The sequence below is a fragment of the Candidatus Nitrosopumilus sediminis genome, from assembly GCF_000299395.1.
In the GTDB taxonomy this organism is placed as follows: domain Archaea; phylum Thermoproteota; class Nitrososphaeria; order Nitrososphaerales; family Nitrosopumilaceae; genus Nitrosopumilus; species Nitrosopumilus sediminis.
This window is the reverse complement of sequence record NC_018656.1, coordinates 436,914-452,288: the sequence shown is the minus strand read 5'-3', so window position 1 is coordinate 452,288 and position 15,375 is coordinate 436,914. Positions and strand designations below refer to the sequence as shown.

23 protein-coding genes and 1 tRNA gene are annotated in these 15,375 nt (G+C 34.2%); 12 read left to right on the top strand and 12 right to left on the bottom strand.

The features are described from left to right. The first annotated feature begins 179 nt into the window (after nucleotides 1-179). Nucleotides 180-1,466 carry a BPG-independent phosphoglycerate mutase family protein gene (locus tag NSED_RS02770; protein WP_026090038.1) on the top strand — a complete coding sequence of 429 codons (1,287 nt, stop codon included), beginning with the start codon at nucleotides 180-182 and terminating at the stop codon, nucleotides 1,464-1,466. On the opposite strand, the gene NSED_RS02765 is transcribed toward NSED_RS02770, so the two are convergent. Beyond that, complete coding sequence (locus NSED_RS02765) at nucleotides 1,450-2,010, bottom strand: DUF309 domain-containing protein (protein WP_014964720.1); 561 nt, start codon at nucleotides 2,008-2,010, stop codon at nucleotides 1,450-1,452. The genes NSED_RS02770 and NSED_RS02765 overlap by 17 nt on opposite strands. An 82-nt stretch (nucleotides 2,011-2,092) precedes the next feature. Here NSED_RS02765 and NSED_RS02760 point away from each other — a divergent pair, with 82 nt between their 5' ends. Further along, nucleotides 2,093-2,503: an eS24 family ribosomal protein gene (locus NSED_RS02760; protein ID WP_014964719.1), complete on the top strand. Its 411-nt coding sequence runs from the start codon at nucleotides 2,093-2,095 to the stop codon at nucleotides 2,501-2,503. Further along, complete coding sequence (locus tag NSED_RS02755; RefSeq protein ID WP_014964718.1) at nucleotides 2,503-2,688, top strand: 30S ribosomal protein S27ae; 186 nt, start codon at nucleotides 2,503-2,505, stop codon at nucleotides 2,686-2,688. The genes NSED_RS02760 and NSED_RS02755 overlap by 1 nt, the downstream gene beginning before the upstream one ends. Before the next feature lie 20 nt (nucleotides 2,689-2,708). Here the strand turns inward: NSED_RS02755 and NSED_RS02750 are convergent, their stop codons facing one another. The 7 genes from NSED_RS02750 to NSED_RS02725 all read right to left on the bottom strand — a co-directional run bounded on the left by NSED_RS02750 (nucleotide 2,709) and on the right by NSED_RS02725 (nucleotide 7,937). Beyond that, a complete protein-coding gene (locus tag NSED_RS02750; RefSeq protein ID WP_014964717.1) occupies nucleotides 2,709-3,416 on the bottom strand; it encodes a hypothetical protein in 708 nt (235 codons plus the stop codon). 2 nt (nucleotides 3,417-3,418) lie between these two features. Continuing rightward, entirely contained in the window at nucleotides 3,419-3,550 is a 132-nt protein-coding gene (locus NSED_RS10915) for a hypothetical protein (protein ID WP_016940085.1), read from the bottom strand. A gap of 38 nt (nucleotides 3,551-3,588) precedes the next feature. After that, a complete protein-coding gene (locus NSED_RS02745) occupies nucleotides 3,589-4,731 on the bottom strand; it encodes a tRNA pseudouridine(54/55) synthase Pus10 (RefSeq protein ID WP_014964716.1) in 1,143 nt (380 codons plus the stop codon). Nucleotides 4,732-4,756: 25 nt separating this feature from the next. Next, nucleotides 4,757-6,082, bottom strand: coding sequence for a signal recognition particle receptor subunit alpha (locus NSED_RS02740; RefSeq protein WP_014964715.1), 1,326 nt, complete (start codon nucleotides 6,080-6,082; stop codon nucleotides 4,757-4,759). Then, nucleotides 6,075-6,764, bottom strand: a complete 690-nt coding sequence (locus tag NSED_RS02735) for a diphthine--ammonia ligase (protein ID WP_014964714.1) — start codon at nucleotides 6,762-6,764, stop codon at nucleotides 6,075-6,077. The genes NSED_RS02740 and NSED_RS02735 overlap by 8 nt, the downstream gene beginning before the upstream one ends. A 117-nt stretch (nucleotides 6,765-6,881) precedes the next feature. Continuing rightward, complete coding sequence (locus tag NSED_RS02730; protein WP_014964713.1) at nucleotides 6,882-7,292, bottom strand: translation initiation factor IF-5A; 411 nt, start codon at nucleotides 7,290-7,292, stop codon at nucleotides 6,882-6,884. Between the two features lie 33 nt (nucleotides 7,293-7,325). After that, nucleotides 7,326-7,937: a hypothetical protein gene (locus NSED_RS02725; protein WP_014964712.1), complete on the bottom strand. Its 612-nt coding sequence runs from the start codon at nucleotides 7,935-7,937 to the stop codon at nucleotides 7,326-7,328. 108 nt (nucleotides 7,938-8,045) lie between these two features. Between NSED_RS02725 and NSED_RS02720 the strand changes: the two genes are divergently transcribed. Next, nucleotides 8,046-8,172 (top strand) — tRNA-Tyr (locus tag NSED_RS02720). 94 nt (nucleotides 8,173-8,266) lie between these two features. On the opposite strand, the gene NSED_RS02715 is transcribed toward NSED_RS02720, so the two are convergent. Further along, on the bottom strand, nucleotides 8,267-8,458 hold the full coding sequence (locus tag NSED_RS02715; RefSeq protein WP_014964711.1) for a cold-shock protein: 192 nt from the start codon (nucleotides 8,456-8,458) through the stop codon (nucleotides 8,267-8,269). A 63-nt stretch (nucleotides 8,459-8,521) separates the two neighbouring features. Further along, nucleotides 8,522-8,833: a translation initiation factor eIF-1A gene (locus NSED_RS02710; protein ID WP_026090037.1), complete on the bottom strand. Its 312-nt coding sequence runs from the start codon at nucleotides 8,831-8,833 to the stop codon at nucleotides 8,522-8,524. A gap of 104 nt (nucleotides 8,834-8,937) precedes the next feature. Between NSED_RS02710 and NSED_RS02705 the strand changes: the two genes are divergently transcribed. Both NSED_RS02705 and NSED_RS02700 read left to right on the top strand, forming a co-directional pair. Next, a complete protein-coding gene (locus NSED_RS02705; protein ID WP_014964709.1) occupies nucleotides 8,938-9,501 on the top strand; it encodes a YkgJ family cysteine cluster protein in 564 nt (187 codons plus the stop codon). Nucleotides 9,502-9,570: 69 nt separating this feature from the next. Next, on the top strand, nucleotides 9,571-10,071 hold the full coding sequence (locus tag NSED_RS02700) for an Lrp/AsnC family transcriptional regulator (protein ID WP_014964708.1): 501 nt from the start codon (nucleotides 9,571-9,573) through the stop codon (nucleotides 10,069-10,071). Here the strand turns inward: NSED_RS02700 and NSED_RS02695 are convergent. Then, nucleotides 10,063-10,812, bottom strand: a complete 750-nt coding sequence (locus NSED_RS02695) for a response regulator (RefSeq protein WP_014964707.1) — start codon at nucleotides 10,810-10,812, stop codon at nucleotides 10,063-10,065. The two genes, NSED_RS02700 and NSED_RS02695, sit on opposite strands and share 9 nt — an antisense overlap. A 53-nt stretch (nucleotides 10,813-10,865) precedes the next feature. Continuing rightward, on the bottom strand, nucleotides 10,866-11,918 hold the full coding sequence (locus tag NSED_RS02690) for an alcohol dehydrogenase (protein ID WP_014964706.1): 1,053 nt from the start codon (nucleotides 11,916-11,918) through the stop codon (nucleotides 10,866-10,868). A gap of 94 nt (nucleotides 11,919-12,012) precedes the next feature. On the opposite strand from NSED_RS02690, the gene NSED_RS02685 reads away from it, so the two are divergent. The 6 genes from NSED_RS02685 (at nucleotide 12,013) to NSED_RS02660 (ending at nucleotide 15,328) form a co-directional block, all read left to right on the top strand. Then, a complete protein-coding gene (locus NSED_RS02685) occupies nucleotides 12,013-12,690 on the top strand; it encodes a chromosome segregation protein ScpA (protein WP_014964705.1) in 678 nt (225 codons plus the stop codon). Between the two features lie 17 nt (nucleotides 12,691-12,707). Then, a complete protein-coding gene (gene scpB / locus NSED_RS02680; protein ID WP_014964704.1) occupies nucleotides 12,708-13,280 on the top strand; it encodes an SMC-Scp complex subunit ScpB in 573 nt (190 codons plus the stop codon). Between the two features lie 69 nt (nucleotides 13,281-13,349). Then, on the top strand, nucleotides 13,350-13,733 hold the full coding sequence (locus NSED_RS02675; RefSeq protein ID WP_014964703.1) for a 30S ribosomal protein S8e: 384 nt from the start codon (nucleotides 13,350-13,352) through the stop codon (nucleotides 13,731-13,733). Between the two features lies 1 nt (nucleotide 13,734). Then, nucleotides 13,735-14,034 (top strand): signal recognition particle subunit SRP19/SEC65 family protein, encoded by a 300-nt coding sequence (locus tag NSED_RS02670; RefSeq protein ID WP_014964702.1) that lies wholly within the window; start codon nucleotides 13,735-13,737, stop codon nucleotides 14,032-14,034. 74 nt (nucleotides 14,035-14,108) lie between these two features. Beyond that, nucleotides 14,109-14,375: an H/ACA ribonucleoprotein complex subunit GAR1 gene (locus NSED_RS02665; RefSeq protein WP_076797502.1), complete on the top strand. Its 267-nt coding sequence runs from the start codon at nucleotides 14,109-14,111 to the stop codon at nucleotides 14,373-14,375. Next, entirely contained in the window at nucleotides 14,375-15,328 is a 954-nt protein-coding gene (locus tag NSED_RS02660; RefSeq protein ID WP_014964700.1) for a transcription initiation factor IIB, read from the top strand. Before NSED_RS02665 ends, NSED_RS02660 begins: the two co-directional genes overlap by 1 nt. The last annotated feature ends 47 nt before the right edge of the window (nucleotides 15,329-15,375 follow it).

The window sequence follows — 15,375 nt, the reverse complement described above, 5'->3', positions numbered from 1 at the left end:
AAGATCTATTAAAATTCAATTTTCAAAAATTGATTAAAAATAATTTTAAAATAAGAAAGTCCTATGTTCATCAAAAACAAATCTAAAAAAAATATTGAAAGAGTATTTTTTATTTTGATCGCAAATATTGTTGCAAGATTTAAAGGAGAGCACCAGATTTTCAATGTACAGGGAATATTTTGGACAATTCTGATATTCACATGATATACGTTCTTTTAGATGGAGTAGGGGATCTTCCACATCCAGATTTAGATGGAAAAACTCCATTGGAGGCTGCAAATACCCCAATATTGGACAAGATTGCCAGTAATGGAGCAATAGGAGAAGTAATTTCAGTAGGAAAAGGAATCGCCCCTGAATCAGATATTGCCGTTTTCAATATGTTAGGATACAAATTCAAACATGCAGATTATGTCGGAAGAGGAGTAATTGAAGCAATAGGCATTGGAATTGATTTTAAAGATGGAGACTTGGCATTAAGAGGAAATTATTCTACATTAAATGATGAAGGTGTTATTGTTGACCGAAGAGCTGGCAGACATATTGAAAAAGCAGATGCAGATGGAGTTGCAAAAGAAATTGAAGAAAAAGTCAAATTAACATCACCTGATGTATCAGTGGTAGTTTCCCCAACAATTGGCCACAGAGTAACAGTGAGGATTAGAAAAGATTCACAAAAATTATCTTCCAGAATTACCAATACAGACCCAGCATATAGCAACATAGGAGGCATGGGAGTTGCAAAAGCTGTAGGTGACTTTTTAAAAATTGAAAAATGTTTGCCGCTAGATGATGACGAGGATTCAAAATTTACTGCCAATCTTGTAAATGAATTCTCAGAAAAATCAATTGAGATAATGAAAGAAAGTCAAATTAACAAAAGAAGGCAAAAGGAGAATAAAAAACAGTTAAGCTGTATTCTGCTTAGGGATGCAGGTAACAAATATCCAAATGTAATCCCAATTAACGAAAAATATGCTATGAATTTTTCATGTATAGTAGACATGCCAGTGGAGATAGGTATTTCAGAAGTTCTAAAAATGAAAGCATTTGAAGCTGGAGGGTTAACAGATTATGAAGAAAAAGCAAAGGTTGCTGCAAAAGCAATGGAGACTCAAAACGCAATTTATGTTCATCTTAAAGGACCAGATGAATTCGGTCATGATGGAGATGCAATAGGTAAGATGAAAAACATAGAAGAAATTGATCAAAGATTTTTCAAAACACTTGTTGAGAATATAGATTCAAGTAAAGTTGCAATCATAATTTCTGCAGATCATTCTACACCATGTATAAACAAAGGGCATAGCGATGATCCTGTTCCAGTTGTAGTTTCAGGAGATTTCATTAAAAAAGACGGCACCACAAGAATGACGGAACAACAAGCAAAGAAAGGAAGCATAGGACTACTTCAAGGTGCAGAAGTGGTTGAAAAATCTCTGGAATTAATTAAATCTCAAATCTAGTCAGCTTCTTAGATTGTTGCATATCAATGACATTTTTTCTAATTCTATCAATATCTATTGAATGATATGTTGAAGGCGATGTACCTAATTTCTCCAATGCCCTATGTAGCATTCCAATTCCAATACTTTCTTCATTTTCTTGTTGATGAGCAAATGCAACTGCAACTAAAATAATTCCCTGAACAAGTTCCTTTTCACGTCCATAGCATTGATTCCAGACGCCTTCAAATGCCTCATGACATTCCCAAAATCTCTCGTTGTTAAAGTAAAATATTCCATCAGTGATCCCTTTTTCTTTGTCGATATGCTCTTCAACAACATGCCTTACATTATCAATTTCACCAATAGGAGACAATTTTTCAAGAAGGGGATCTAGATCTTTTTTTTCTGCAGCAACATCAAATTCGATGAATTTAGTGGCAACTCTAGCAAGCCGAACTGAGACATCCATATCATTTACAAGATCTCGTGCTCTGTGTGCTAGTTCCCTACAATTTTGAGGTAAATATTTCTCGTTTTTAAAATGCAGTAAATATCGTTCCACGAGATAATTCTGAAGGAATTTCATAAATCTCTTATGTAATTGCAATCAAGGTTTATATGAAATATCCAGAGATTTTTGATACATGTCCATAATAGAGACAATTACAGATGTAGATAATGGCTTTCTATCAAGAAGAGAGTTGACTTGTAATTTTGCAGGATTGGGAGGCAAGCTCAAAAGCCTTGAAGCAGTAGACATGATTACAAAAGAATTCAAACTAGATGGTAAAGTCATAATCCCAATGAGGTTAAGAACTCATGTAGGTAAATCTCTCATTACAGGAACATTCTATGTTTATGATGATGAAGGATTGGCAAAAAAGCACATCAATCCTACAATATTTTCAAGACTAGAAAAAACTAAAGCAAAAATTGCAGAAGCTGAAGCAGCAGCAGAAGAAGCTACTGCTGAAGAAGCTCCCGCTGAAGAAACTGAAGTTAAAGCAGATGCTGAAACTCCAGAAGAAACTAAAAAAGAGGAGAAATCTGAATAATGCCTGTAGAGAAGAAAGGTAAGAAAGGATCCAGCCCTAGCATTGCATCTTATTACAAAGTTGATGGAGATAAAACATCAAGAACAAGAAAAGTATGTTCAAGATGCGGAAAAGGAACATTCATGGCACAACACAAAGATAGAAACACATGTGGCAAGTGCGGATTAACAGAGTTTAATCAATAAAAAAATTATTTTAAAACTATTCAGTAAAGTTTCTTTTTGCGAATTTTAGAACTTTTTTCTTCAAGAGTTTCCATTTTGGTAATAAAAGCAGGGTCCAGTTTGATTTTAGAAAGGGATTCAGCAGATAATTTTATTGTGTTTGTATCTAGAGAGATATTAGACTTTGGAAGATTTCTATCAGCCCAGAATTTCATAACCTTATCCTCAAGTTTAAAATCACGAAAGCCAGCAGGGAACTTCTTCGTTATATGATTAAGCAGTGTACGATCTTTGAAAACAACTCGGGGTTCAAACAATCTAGTCTCATCACTGTAAACATTTTCAAACAAATTTCCAGAGATTTCATCAGATAGTAATTCCATCTTTGAAATTTTTCGCATCAAATCTAAAAAATGTAAAAATTCATGAGCCAATATAGCGTGTATTGTTCCCTTTAATCCATATGCAATCAATGGTGCAGATATTTGGATTACAACTTGAAATTTATCCTCAAACACAACAGGAATCGTTCTCGCAAATAAAATTCCAAACTGATAGGAATTAGGGTCTGGAGATGAAACAACAAGAGAGGGCTCAACGTAGGCTATTGGGTATCTAATTCCAGACGCCTTTTCTATGCGGTTAATTCCCGCAATAACAATAGGAAATCTCTTCATAGTTAAATCAAAAACATCATCAGGGATAATCCCTTTAGAATGTGCATCTTTGAAACGTACTAGTGGATCCAATATTACACCTCGACAATTTTGAATGTAAAAAGGTTGATTAGATCAGGAACGTGGTTTGCCTGCTTTCTTTTTTTTGCGTGTATCAGCTCGTTGATCAGCATGTCTTTGATGTTTATTTTTTTTCTTACTGGCATGATAATTTACCTGACATAGTGCTAGTTAATTGTTATCATTACACCTCAACGTCTAGAAAATCAAATTCCTCACATACACACGGTGTTTCAAGAATTTTGGAGATATTTGGAGTAACATCATCGCCAACCACAAACCGCTTGGTTGGAAATCCACCTTCAGCCTTGACAGTTAATGTAAGTGAATTTTTTGAATCTTTTTTGTATTTTACATCAAAAACTTTCTTTTCAGAATGTTTTCCAGATTTTTCATAAACTATTACCGGATTTGTGATAAGATCTTTTAATTTTTTAAGATTTTTTAAATCAATTTTGGATTTTGTGGAAATTTTTACACGGAGAGTTGAATTGAATTTGAGAGATTTTTTTGGAGATTCGCCGACTAATTTCAGATTATAAAGTTTGATTGGATCAAGCGTGACATCAGATAGTTTAGATTTTCTCTTGTACGGATTTTGTATTTTTACAAAAAAAGGTCTTCCAGATCCCAAAACCAAACTAGATTTATCCTCCCCACCTAACCAAGTAAATTTTGCAGTAGTTCCGCCAAATTTTTTAAATATAAATTTTGAAATAATTCCTTCCACACTTTCAAACTCTGAAATGCCATGAAAATTACATACTCTGCATCCTTTTCCTAAACAATTCTCACATGATTTTTGTTTTTGAGGAAGTCCCCTTCTAGATTTGGCATATCTTCCTGAAATCGTGATTGATTTTGAGCGTAATTGGCATAATTCATCTTTTAAATTCAGCGTAAAGGTGATTTCAGGATTAAGATGATCAATTCTTTTTTTAGTTTTTCTAGAATATAGTCGTCCCAATTCTTTTGTAATGTCTGCCTTTACACTGTCAATCCCTCGTAGATGGTATTCAGATCTAATGAAATCATCTCTATCAACAATTGAGGGTTTTATCATTGTGCCAACACTAAATGTAGTGAATGAGTAATCAGATGAAACATCAAGCATCAATTTCAAAAAATGATCTAAATTATCAAACAAATTTTTACAGATGTAGCATTTTTCTTTAGTGTTGGAATTATTTTTTAATTTTTTACCCAGAAGTTTGTTTGATGAGAGATGTAATTGTTTTGAGAATAACCTTCCCAAACAATGATCACATAAAGAATATTTTTTGGTAATTTTATTTACGATAGGTGTAATTTGGGTGTAGTTTGACATGCTTGGTTAGGATTGGTATCGTTAATTATCCTAATCCCATTTTCCTAAGAGTGCCTTGCATCTGACGACCTTTAGAGGCTTTCATCATATTCTTAGAATTTTTATAATTTTTAATCAATTCTTTGACTTCACCTTCAGGCCATCCAGAGCCACGGGAAATTCTTTTGATTCTAGACGAATTTAATAAATCAGGATCTGCTTTTTCTGCTTTAGTCATACTTTGGATAATGTAACGCCATTTTGAAACCCTACCTTCCATCTGATTCACTTGATCACCTTTTACCATTCCAGAAAGCCCTGGCATGCTATCAAGAAGTCCTTGTAAAGAACCAACTTTAGTGACTTCCTCTAATTGATAAAAGAAATCATCCATATTCATTTTTCCACTAGAGATTCTTTTCATTCTAACATCATCTCCCTCGTTTTCTAATCGTTTAGCTAAATCCAATACGGCTTGAATATCACCCATACCAAGCAATCGTCCAACAAATCTAGTAGGAGAGAATTTTTCTAAATCATCAATTCGTTCTCCTGTTCCAATGTACATTATTTGTGCACCAGTAGCTGCAGAAGCTGCAAGTGCACCACCACCTTTAGCAGAGCTGTCTAATTTTGTAATTATTACACCACCTACTGGAATTGTTTTATGAAATGCTTCAGCCTGATTGAAACATTGTTGTCCAATTGTACCATCAATTACAAGTAAAGCCAAGTCAGGATCTGCTACTTTGTTAATCCTATCCATTTCTTCAAGCAAGTCCTTCTCTTCTTTATGACGACCAGCAGTATCAATTAGAATTACATCTAAAGGTTGTCCTGCAAAATGTTTTAGTCCATTTTTGACAATACTAGGAGAATCTTTGTTATTTTCTTCACCATACACTTCGACGTTAGATTTTTCACACATCGTTTTGAGTTGGACTAATGCTCCAGGTCTGTATGTATCAGCTCCTACAACACCTACTTTGTATCCCTGTCGCGTTAAAAATTTAGCAAGTTTTGACGCTACAGTAGTTTTGCCACTACCTTGAATTCCAAGTAAGATGATCTTATTTTGTTTTCCAGGTTTAAAGTCAAATTCAGATTCATTCCCAAGTAGTTTAGAGAGTTCATCGTATAGGATTTTTACAATATGGTCCTTTCGTGAAAGTCCAGGAGGAGGAGTTTCATTGAGTGCCCGCTCCTCAAGATGTTTTGTGATTTCAAGGACTAGTCGTACGTTTACATCAGATTGAAGTAATGCTCTTTGGACGTCTTTAGAAAGTTCTTTGATGAGTTCTTCATCTATTCCAGAGGATTTTACAATTTTTTTGATTGCGTCACCCAAACTATTCTTCAAACCATCAAGCATTGTAATTCAACTCCGCATCCACTATTTCAAACCTTCCTCTATATCCATCCCATTGTTTTTGAGATTGATTAATTTTGATCGAGTTTGTAAAGAGAGGGCAGTCAATCACAAATGTTTCAGCCTCACCTCCTTCAAAATTCAAATTAAATCCAAATTTTTCAGACAGATTTTTCAAAGAAAGAATATCAGATCTTGTGATTATTTTACCTAACCAAGAATCATCTAATCCATCCGAAGACACAGAAGTTAAAATAAAAACAAAGTTAGAGTCAATTAATGCATTCATGTATTCTTCTGGAACAGTTTCCCACAAGGGTGCAATAACAACCAAATTTAATTTGGAGCAAATACTTTGAAATTTATCTTTTTGAAATTTACTTTTAATTCCTCCATGAACCACCCCTTCAATTTGAAATTGATCTTTTGCAGTTTGCAGCAAATTTTCCATTACAGATAATTCATCATCGGTTTGATCAGAATTTGAATTAATGGTCAATTGTGGAATATTCATTGATTCTGATTGCAATTTTGTCCAAAGAATATTTGGATGATGTAGCAAATGGCTTTCTTCAGATTTTGGAAAAACACTCAAAAGACATTTTATTTTATGACCTTGTTTTTGTGCAAGATAGATGGCATACATACTATCTTTTCCACCAGAAAAAAAAGAGGCTAACTTCATAATCTAAAAAATATTCCATTCCACAAATTTTTTAAGTTTATTCAAAAAGGACGCTTCAATACTCATAATCGTCATCATAAAATCAGACGGCTTTTCCGATAATCATCAGCATCCGCACTAGTTCTTAATGCGCATTATTTTAGTTCTATCCATAACAACCCAATATTCCACATTTTGACCATTTTCCAATTTACCTTTGACCTCATCATCAATCAAAGAGATATCAACAGTCTCAAATGATTCAGAATCCATAACCTGAACGGTATCACCATTAATTGAGATAATTTGGCCAATTTTCTTGTTAATCATTGGGACATGAATTTGCATACTTACTGGGCCTACGTGAGGTCTTTTCTGACCATCAAAAATTCCTTCACCAACAATTCTTGCTTTTGCTGCACCATGTTTTCCTGGTTTAGAGGTATCATATTCGACAATTCTGCATGGCTCCCCGCTTGGTTGATCAGAGTGAGGCAATAGAATGTATGAACCGATTTTCAAAGAACCAAGATCAGATGGTTTACTCATGAAAATCAGTTTTTGGTCGAATATTTAACTTTTTTACTTTAGTTGTTCAAGAATTGAAAGACTCAGCAAATTGACCATCGCCATTCCTTTTCTATTAGCATCCCTTTTAGTTTCATCACAATATTTCTTTACACTCTGATGACTCTTTTCACTTGCAACTTCAACTACAATAATATTTTCAGAATAAGGAAATGTGAATTTTGAAGTGTTTAAGCAAAATGTATTCATATTCCCTAGTCCTGCCACCTCAATTTTGTCTCTTTTTAGTAAAAGGTTTGCAATTTCTTGTAAATCCTCACCATCATCACCATATTCTAAATAATATACAGAGATGAAATTGATATTACCGCGAACTTCTCTCTGGAAAAGTTCGTCTTTAATGTTAAACACAAAAGAGGTTTTGTCCTGATTGTGTTTGGAAAGATCCTCTGAGATCTGTTCACTGTCTTTGAATTTTGCCAAAAGGTAATGATTTGTAGAATCAGAAAAATAGGGTTTACTTTCACTAGAGAAGGTTCCAGTTACAAAATATAATTTTTCAATGTTTTTGGAGGTCATCCAACTTTCTTTTAGCTCAACAGATTCATGATTATGCAAATACGGTGCACAAACATATCCAGAATAAGATAATTCTAATTTCGACATAAACTCTTGAGCGCTCTTCAGGGTATTTATGCTTTAGAGATACTAACGATCAATTATGAGAAATCATCTACGATAGTTTTTTAATAGCAGAGATCTTCGTTTTCTTGTCCCGTGGTAGCTCAGCCTGGTAGAGCTTCCGGCTGTAGTTGTTGGCTTTAGATGGCTGACCGAAAAACAGCATATCAGGCATACAGAAACCGGGTTGTCGGTGGTTCAATTCCGCCCCGCGGGACCACAAATTTTTCCAGATTAAAAAATGATTTTAAAAATAAAAAAGATAGACTAGTTTAAGAAAACAAAGATGAAATCTTAAATTAAAAAATTTATGCCTATGCTGTTTTTTTGACTTGTTGTGCTGCGGGTCCTTTTTGACCTTCACCTACTACAAACTCGACTTTATCGCCTTCGTTGATGAATCCGTCAACATCTGATTTGTGAACAAACAGATCGTCTCCACCCTCTCTTTCAATAAAACCAAAGCCCTTAGTACGGTTAAACCACTTTACGGTGCCTTGTTCCATTTGATTCTAAAATAACTAACTCACTATATTAACTAAGGTATCAAAACGAAATTAAGCTAAAGATTAGAAATCTTTTGGAATGTGATTGTTTTCTTTAAGCCATTCAACTTGAGGGAGTGTAAATCTCCAAACAATGTCACCACGCTCAGATTCTTTAAAATCCCAAGGAGCAATAATTACAATATCATTATCTCTAATCCAAACTCTTCGCTTTAGTTTACCTCTAATTCTTCCACGTCGAGTTATGTTATCAGCACATTTTATCATGACATTTTCTCCTCCAAGCATTTTTAATACCCGTCCAAAAAGTTCGCCTTCTTCAGGCAATCGAATTTCTTTTAGTGCACTTTCATTTTTTACTTGGCGCTTACCCATAATGCTCATTATCATTATGAGCATATAACTGGTAGGGTTTTTCATAAAGAAAGATTAACAAAATCATTCACAAGAGATTTTTATCCAAGTAATCAAAGTAAGATGTGGAATTTCATTGTATAGAAGATTGTGCTCAGTGTTGCATTGAAAGAGAATATTATCCAAGTAAAAAATTTGGGAAAATAGGAGTGTTGATACTTCCAGAGGAAAAAGATCGAATTGAAAAGTTGGCAATCAAAAACAAATTAAAAATCAAAATTTTGCCAAGAATAGGGGTATCTGAAAAAAATGATTCCATTCCAAGTAAAATTTTAGCATATCAATTAATGGGTTCTGAAAAAAATGGCAACACGTGTCCATTTTTGGATACAGTTAGTGGAGAAAAATCGCCACATGGAGGGCATCCATGTAAGATTTACAATGAAAGACCACTAGCATGTAAAGCATATCCATTAATTGAATCAGACCCAATAACACTTGATCAAAAATGTAAATTCTGCAAAGAGTGTGGAAATGCAGATGACAATCTTAATTCGGAGATAGAGGCTCTTTTGAAAATTAAAGGAAAAATGATTCCAGAATATTCAGTTATTTGGAGGTATGCGACAAATATCGGAGAAACAGAAGATCAAAAAATCATGGAATCGGGGTGGATTTTAGAAGAATAAGAGAAATCAAAAGTAAAAATTGTTAATATTCAGCCAAAAATTCAAAAGGCATTACAACTTTGAACAATCATGAGTGAAGATGCATGGTCCAATCTAGACAAAGTAGATCAAAAAATTATAGAAATTCTAAACAACAATGCAAGAACCCCATCAAAAGAAATTGCAGCAGAGTTGAAAAAATCAGGACATGATGTATCTGACAGAACAATTAGAAAAAGAATAGAGAGATTAGAAAAAAGTGGCATCATCAAAGGGTACAAAGCAGTACTAACGGATGTGTCAGGAATTAATGAGTACCAAGCAGTCTTAATCAAACTAAAACCTTCAAAATCACTTGAAGCAGTAAAAGATTCTATCAAAGAATTCATTACAAAATTAGACAACTATCTCCTAGTATCAAACATGGAAGGAGAATGGAATATGCTAGTTTTGCTACAAGTTAACTCTGAAAAATCAAACACGTCACAGAAAATTGTAGAAAAATTTTCAGATGAATTGATAGATTATAGAATAAATGAGATAGACATTAAAGATGTGAATATACTTAACATGTCCTTACTTTTATTGTAATAAAGAATATTCAGACTCTGCAACATCAATTGCTTTTTTTACTTCGTCAAGGGTAAATGGTTTTTGGATAAAGGCAGAAACACCAGTACTCAGAGTATTATGAACCCGAACAGTAGTTTTTTCATCAGCTGTAACAACTATAATTTGCAGATTAGTTTTTTCTTTAAGTAATTTGGTGGCAACAACATCACCTTCAAGATCAGGCAATCCCATATCAAGAAGTAGGATAGGTTCTTTATTTTTAGAAAGAATATCTTTGCAACCCTTCAAACCTTCTTTTCCATTTTTAAAAAGATGAATTTCAGAATAACCTAATTTTTCAACATATGTTTTTAGTTTCATAGAAATTGCTGCACTATCTTCAACTATCACAACAGGTCTAGTAACTTGAATTGGAGTTAAGATGATGCTTTTTGCTTTTTGATATGTTTCTTTAGCTTTGTCAAATTCACCTAAACTCAGTAAGCATTTGGAAGCACATAGTAATGCACCTTTTACATTTGTTGAATTTTTTGCATTAGAATATTTTAAAAATAAATCACCAGCTTCTTTAATTTCATTTTCAGATGGTTTTCCTTGACGAGTTTTGCATTCGCCAGCCAACATATACAACAAAGCAGATTTTAGAAGATCAGATTTTTTTAAAGATTCAGCTTGGTCTAAAAGTAAAGTATGAGCCGTAATGAATTGTTTATTTTTAAGATGTGTTAATGCAATCTCACAACTGGTTTTAGTATCCAATAACAATACTGGATTTTTTTCTGTTATAAAATTTTAGAATAATTTGTGGGATATCAGGGATTGATTACTGCACGACCAAGAATTTTTCTGGCTTTGAGATCCTCTAGAGCATTATTTGCCTCATCTAAAGAATATCTTTTTGAAATTACAGGATTAATGGTGCCCTTTCGTGCAAGATCAAGAAGTTCTACCATGTCATTATAGTTTCCAGTGTATGCACCTTGAATGATAATAGATTTCATTGGGATTGTTACAAGGGAAATTTCCAATGAACCGCCAAACAAACCAACTAAAACCAAATTTCCTCTTTTTCTTAAAACTGCTAAACCAGTTTTGACTGTTGGAGGAGCATTAACGAAATCTACTACACTATCTGCACCTTTCTCATTACAGATAGACATTATTTTTTGAATAGTTTCAGGATCTTTTGAGTTAACTGTAAAATCAGCACCCATTTCTTTTGCTGTTTCTAATTTTGCATCATCTAAATCAACGCAGATAATCTTTGCATCGGTAATAGCACTAGCAATTTGAACTCCCATTAATCCAAGTCCACCAGCTCCTACAATTACTAGAAACTCTGGAGAGTTTTGATTTGCCTTTTTGATAGCAGTGTATGCTGTTAGTCCAGAACAAGCAATAGAAGTAGCTGCATCAGGATCAACACCGTCGAGTTTTGCTAAATATTTAGAATCAGGAATTAAAGAATAATCAGAATAACCCCCATCTTGGAAGACGCCCATGGATTTTGGAGCATCACATAGATTTTCGTTTCCAACTTTACATGCAGGACATTGTCCACATCCAATCCAAGGGTATACTAAAACAGCATCTCCAACAGATACATTAGAAACACCATCGCCGATTTGTTCAACAGTACCAACGATTTCATGTCCAGGAGTTACAGGGTATTTTACACCTCTATCAGTGACCTTCATAAATTGGCCATCACCAAGATCATATCCGCCTTCCCATAAGTGTAGATCACTGTGGCAAACACCTACAGACGATACTTTGACTAGGACTTGAGTACCTTGGGGTTTAGGAGTCTCAGTTTCAGATACTGTAAGAGGCTCATTTGGGCCTGTGATCCTAGCAGATTTCATAACTCATTTTTCCATACTAACAATATAAGAGTTGACTGGATGTGAGAAAAAAATAGAGCCCTTAGATATTATTGAATAGACAGAAAGTTATCATGTGAGTGAAGCACAAACTCCCAATAGTATTTCTCAGGAACCAGTTAACATTCTGTTTAGCCCATCAGCAGTTGTTAAAAAAGATGTTTGGGAGATTGATCTTATTCAAATTTTAAATTTGTTAATAAAAATTCTTGAAAAAACAGGAAAGAAAGATCTCAAGGTAGCAGGGATGGCAGCACTATCATCATCACTAATTTACAGAATGAAAGTTGAAAGCATTTTTGCATTGCAAAAGGCAGCAATGGAGAAAAAACCAATGCACCAAAGAACAGATGTAGATATTGAATTAATAGATATTCCATACAGACATGAATCTACATATCCAGTATCATTAGATGACTTGTTGGGATTATTACAAAACCTAATTGGTACAATTGCAAACCCACAATCAAGACGCAATAAATCATTAGAGATAGAACCTATTGAAGCTCCAGATTTCCAAGAGTTTTTCATTTCACTTGAAAGCATCATTGGAAAATATGAAGACTTGATCATGAAGAAGATAGGAGCAACAGGATTTGGAGTATTACAGGATATCATTGCAGATTTGGATCAGGTAGATTCCATCAGATGCTTCTTTGCCGCATTATTTTTGGCAAGAGACCAAAAAGTAGATCTTGAGCAAGTTGGCGATGACATCAAAATTATCGTTGTGAAAGAAGAGTTAGTAAACTGAACAGTGGAGGGAGATGAATGGTAAAAATAGAGAATTTGGATGAGGCAACGGCAAGGATAGAAGCTGCATTGTATTCAGCAGGAAGACCATTAAGAATTGAAGATATAGTAAGAGCTTCAGGCACAGAATCTAGAACAAAAACTCTAGAATTGCTTGAGAGCATAATGAAAAAGACAAAGTCAGCATTCAAAGCATTAGAAATTGTTATTCTTCCAGACGGTTCCTATGTAATGCAATTAAAACCAGAATACAGTGCCACAGTCAAGAGATATGCATCAAAACCAGTTCTTCCAAATGCAACACTCAAAACATTATCTTACATTGCATATATGCAACCAATATCATCAAAACAACTTGTTGAAACAAGAGGATCTGGTGTTTATGCACATCTCAAAGAATTACGACAATTAGATTACATCAGTCATCAAAATGTAGGACGATTAAAAATATACACAACAACTGAAAAATTCCAAAAATATTTTGGTATTCAAGGAGATGTAGAAGATCTAAAACAAAGATTGTTCTCCAAAGTAAGAAAGACTGCTAACAGACAAACAGCTACTCCGCCAATTGCTACAGAAGTAAACTGAGTAGATTTTTTTGCTTTACGGCTAGTTTTTTGCGTTTTGTATAAATTAGAGTAATTTAGACATCATTTCGTGAGAAAATCCATAGAGAACTTAGCAACAAGTAAAATTACTGGGGGCAGAAGAGTTCCACTAAGAATTAGAAGAAAATATGAAACTGATAGATATCCAAATGAGCCAATTAACGGAGCTCAAGTTACAATAACAAGAAGAGTTAGAGGTAATAACAAAAAAACAGCATTGAAATCAATTGACTTTGTTAATTTAGCAACAGGTGAAAATAAAGTAAAGAAATCAAAGATTATCAAAGTGTTAGAAAATTCTACAAACAACGATTACCAAAGACGAGGCATCATTACAAAAGGTGCAATTCTTGAAACACAAGAAGGTAAATGCAGAGTAGTTTCAAAACCAGGACAAAACGGAATCGTCAACGCAATTTTACTAAAGGAATAAAATGAAAGATTACGAGCACGTCGTAATCTGGTTGGATTATTTCAACAAGAATTTAAAAAAATCAAAAGGCAGGAGAGTTGGATTAGATAAATGCGTATTTGATCCTTCATTGAAAGAATTAATGGATGCAACTAAAGCAAGTGGTATTGAAATCACAGAATCAGACGACAAAGTAAGATTCCCCAAAAGACCTTTTGTGAGGTCAGGTTATGTTGTAGTACCAAAAGGATCCTCCAAGACAAAAATTCTTAACAAAATTTCAGAAAAGTTAGTGTCTAAAAGATCAAAACAATCAAAATAAAATCAAATCTAGCTCTTAGCTAAAGTAAAGTTGACAGAAGTCTATGATAACAATATGATAATTAGTAATTCTAATTGCAGGAGGTAGGCGAAATAATGCACCTAGCCGGTAGTGGCAGGGTAATCATTCAACTATCAACAGAATTAGTTGAAGGTCAGATACTCTGTGACGAAAAGGGAACTAGGGTTGCAAAAGTAAATGAAATGATAGGTCCAGTAAGTAGACCGTTTGCATCAGCAACGCCATTAACAAACAACATCAAAAAATACATTGGCAAAAGTGTTTTCGCATCTCAAGAATCTCCTGCCAACAAACCAAAAAAATTTAGGAGAAGAAAATAATGAACATACTAGAAAAACAAAACTGTCCTGAATGTAAATCTACATTAGTAGATGACATGCAGAATGGTGAAATTATCTGTTCTGGTTGCGGCGTTGTCGTCGATGATCAGATTGCAGATTTTGGTCCAGAAACAATAAGCTCAAACTTCGAAGACAAGATGAAGCTTGCAAGAGCAACAGGACAAACAACCTATTCTCAACATGATTTGGGAATAACTACTGAGATTTCAATTAGTGCAAAAGACTTTAGCGGAAAAACAATAAACCGTGAAGTTGCAGGCCAAATGAATAATCTCAGAAAGTGGCAACAAAGAGTAAGAGTTTCCTCACCAAGAGAAAGAAGATTAGCAAATGTTTTAGCAAAAATGGGTGAAACATGTGAAGGTCTAAATCTTTCAAAGAATGTTTTGGAAACAGCATCTATGATATACAGAAACTTGGATGGACATGTTGATGTGAAAGGAAAATCAGTAGTTAGCATAACAGCTGCTACAATTTACATGGCATGCAAACAATGTGATGTAGTAAGATCATTAGAAGAAATTTGCCGAGGAATTTGTCCAGCAAAAGACGTTAAATCAAAAACAAAACTTGCAGCTAGATACTATAGAACCATGGTAATGGAAATGGGACAACTACATGCCCCAGTTGTAACCATGGACAAATACATCTCAAAGATAGCAAACATGACACAGACTGAGGTTAGAGTTGAAAGACTAGCCTTAGAAATTGCAGAAAAAACCAAAGACAGCAGTATTGCTGATGGTAAGGCTCCAAACGGGATTGCCGCAGCATATCTGTATGTAGCATCGGTTTTACTTGGACAAAACGTTCTACAAAGAGACGTTTCAAGTATTGCAGGAGTCACAGAAGTAACTATCAGAAATAGATGTAAAGAAATTCTAACGTGCTATAAACTCAAAATTACTTTGAGACCATCTCTGGCCAACTAATTACACCCCCTCTTTTCATTTTATTATTTAGATTAGGATTAGCTAAA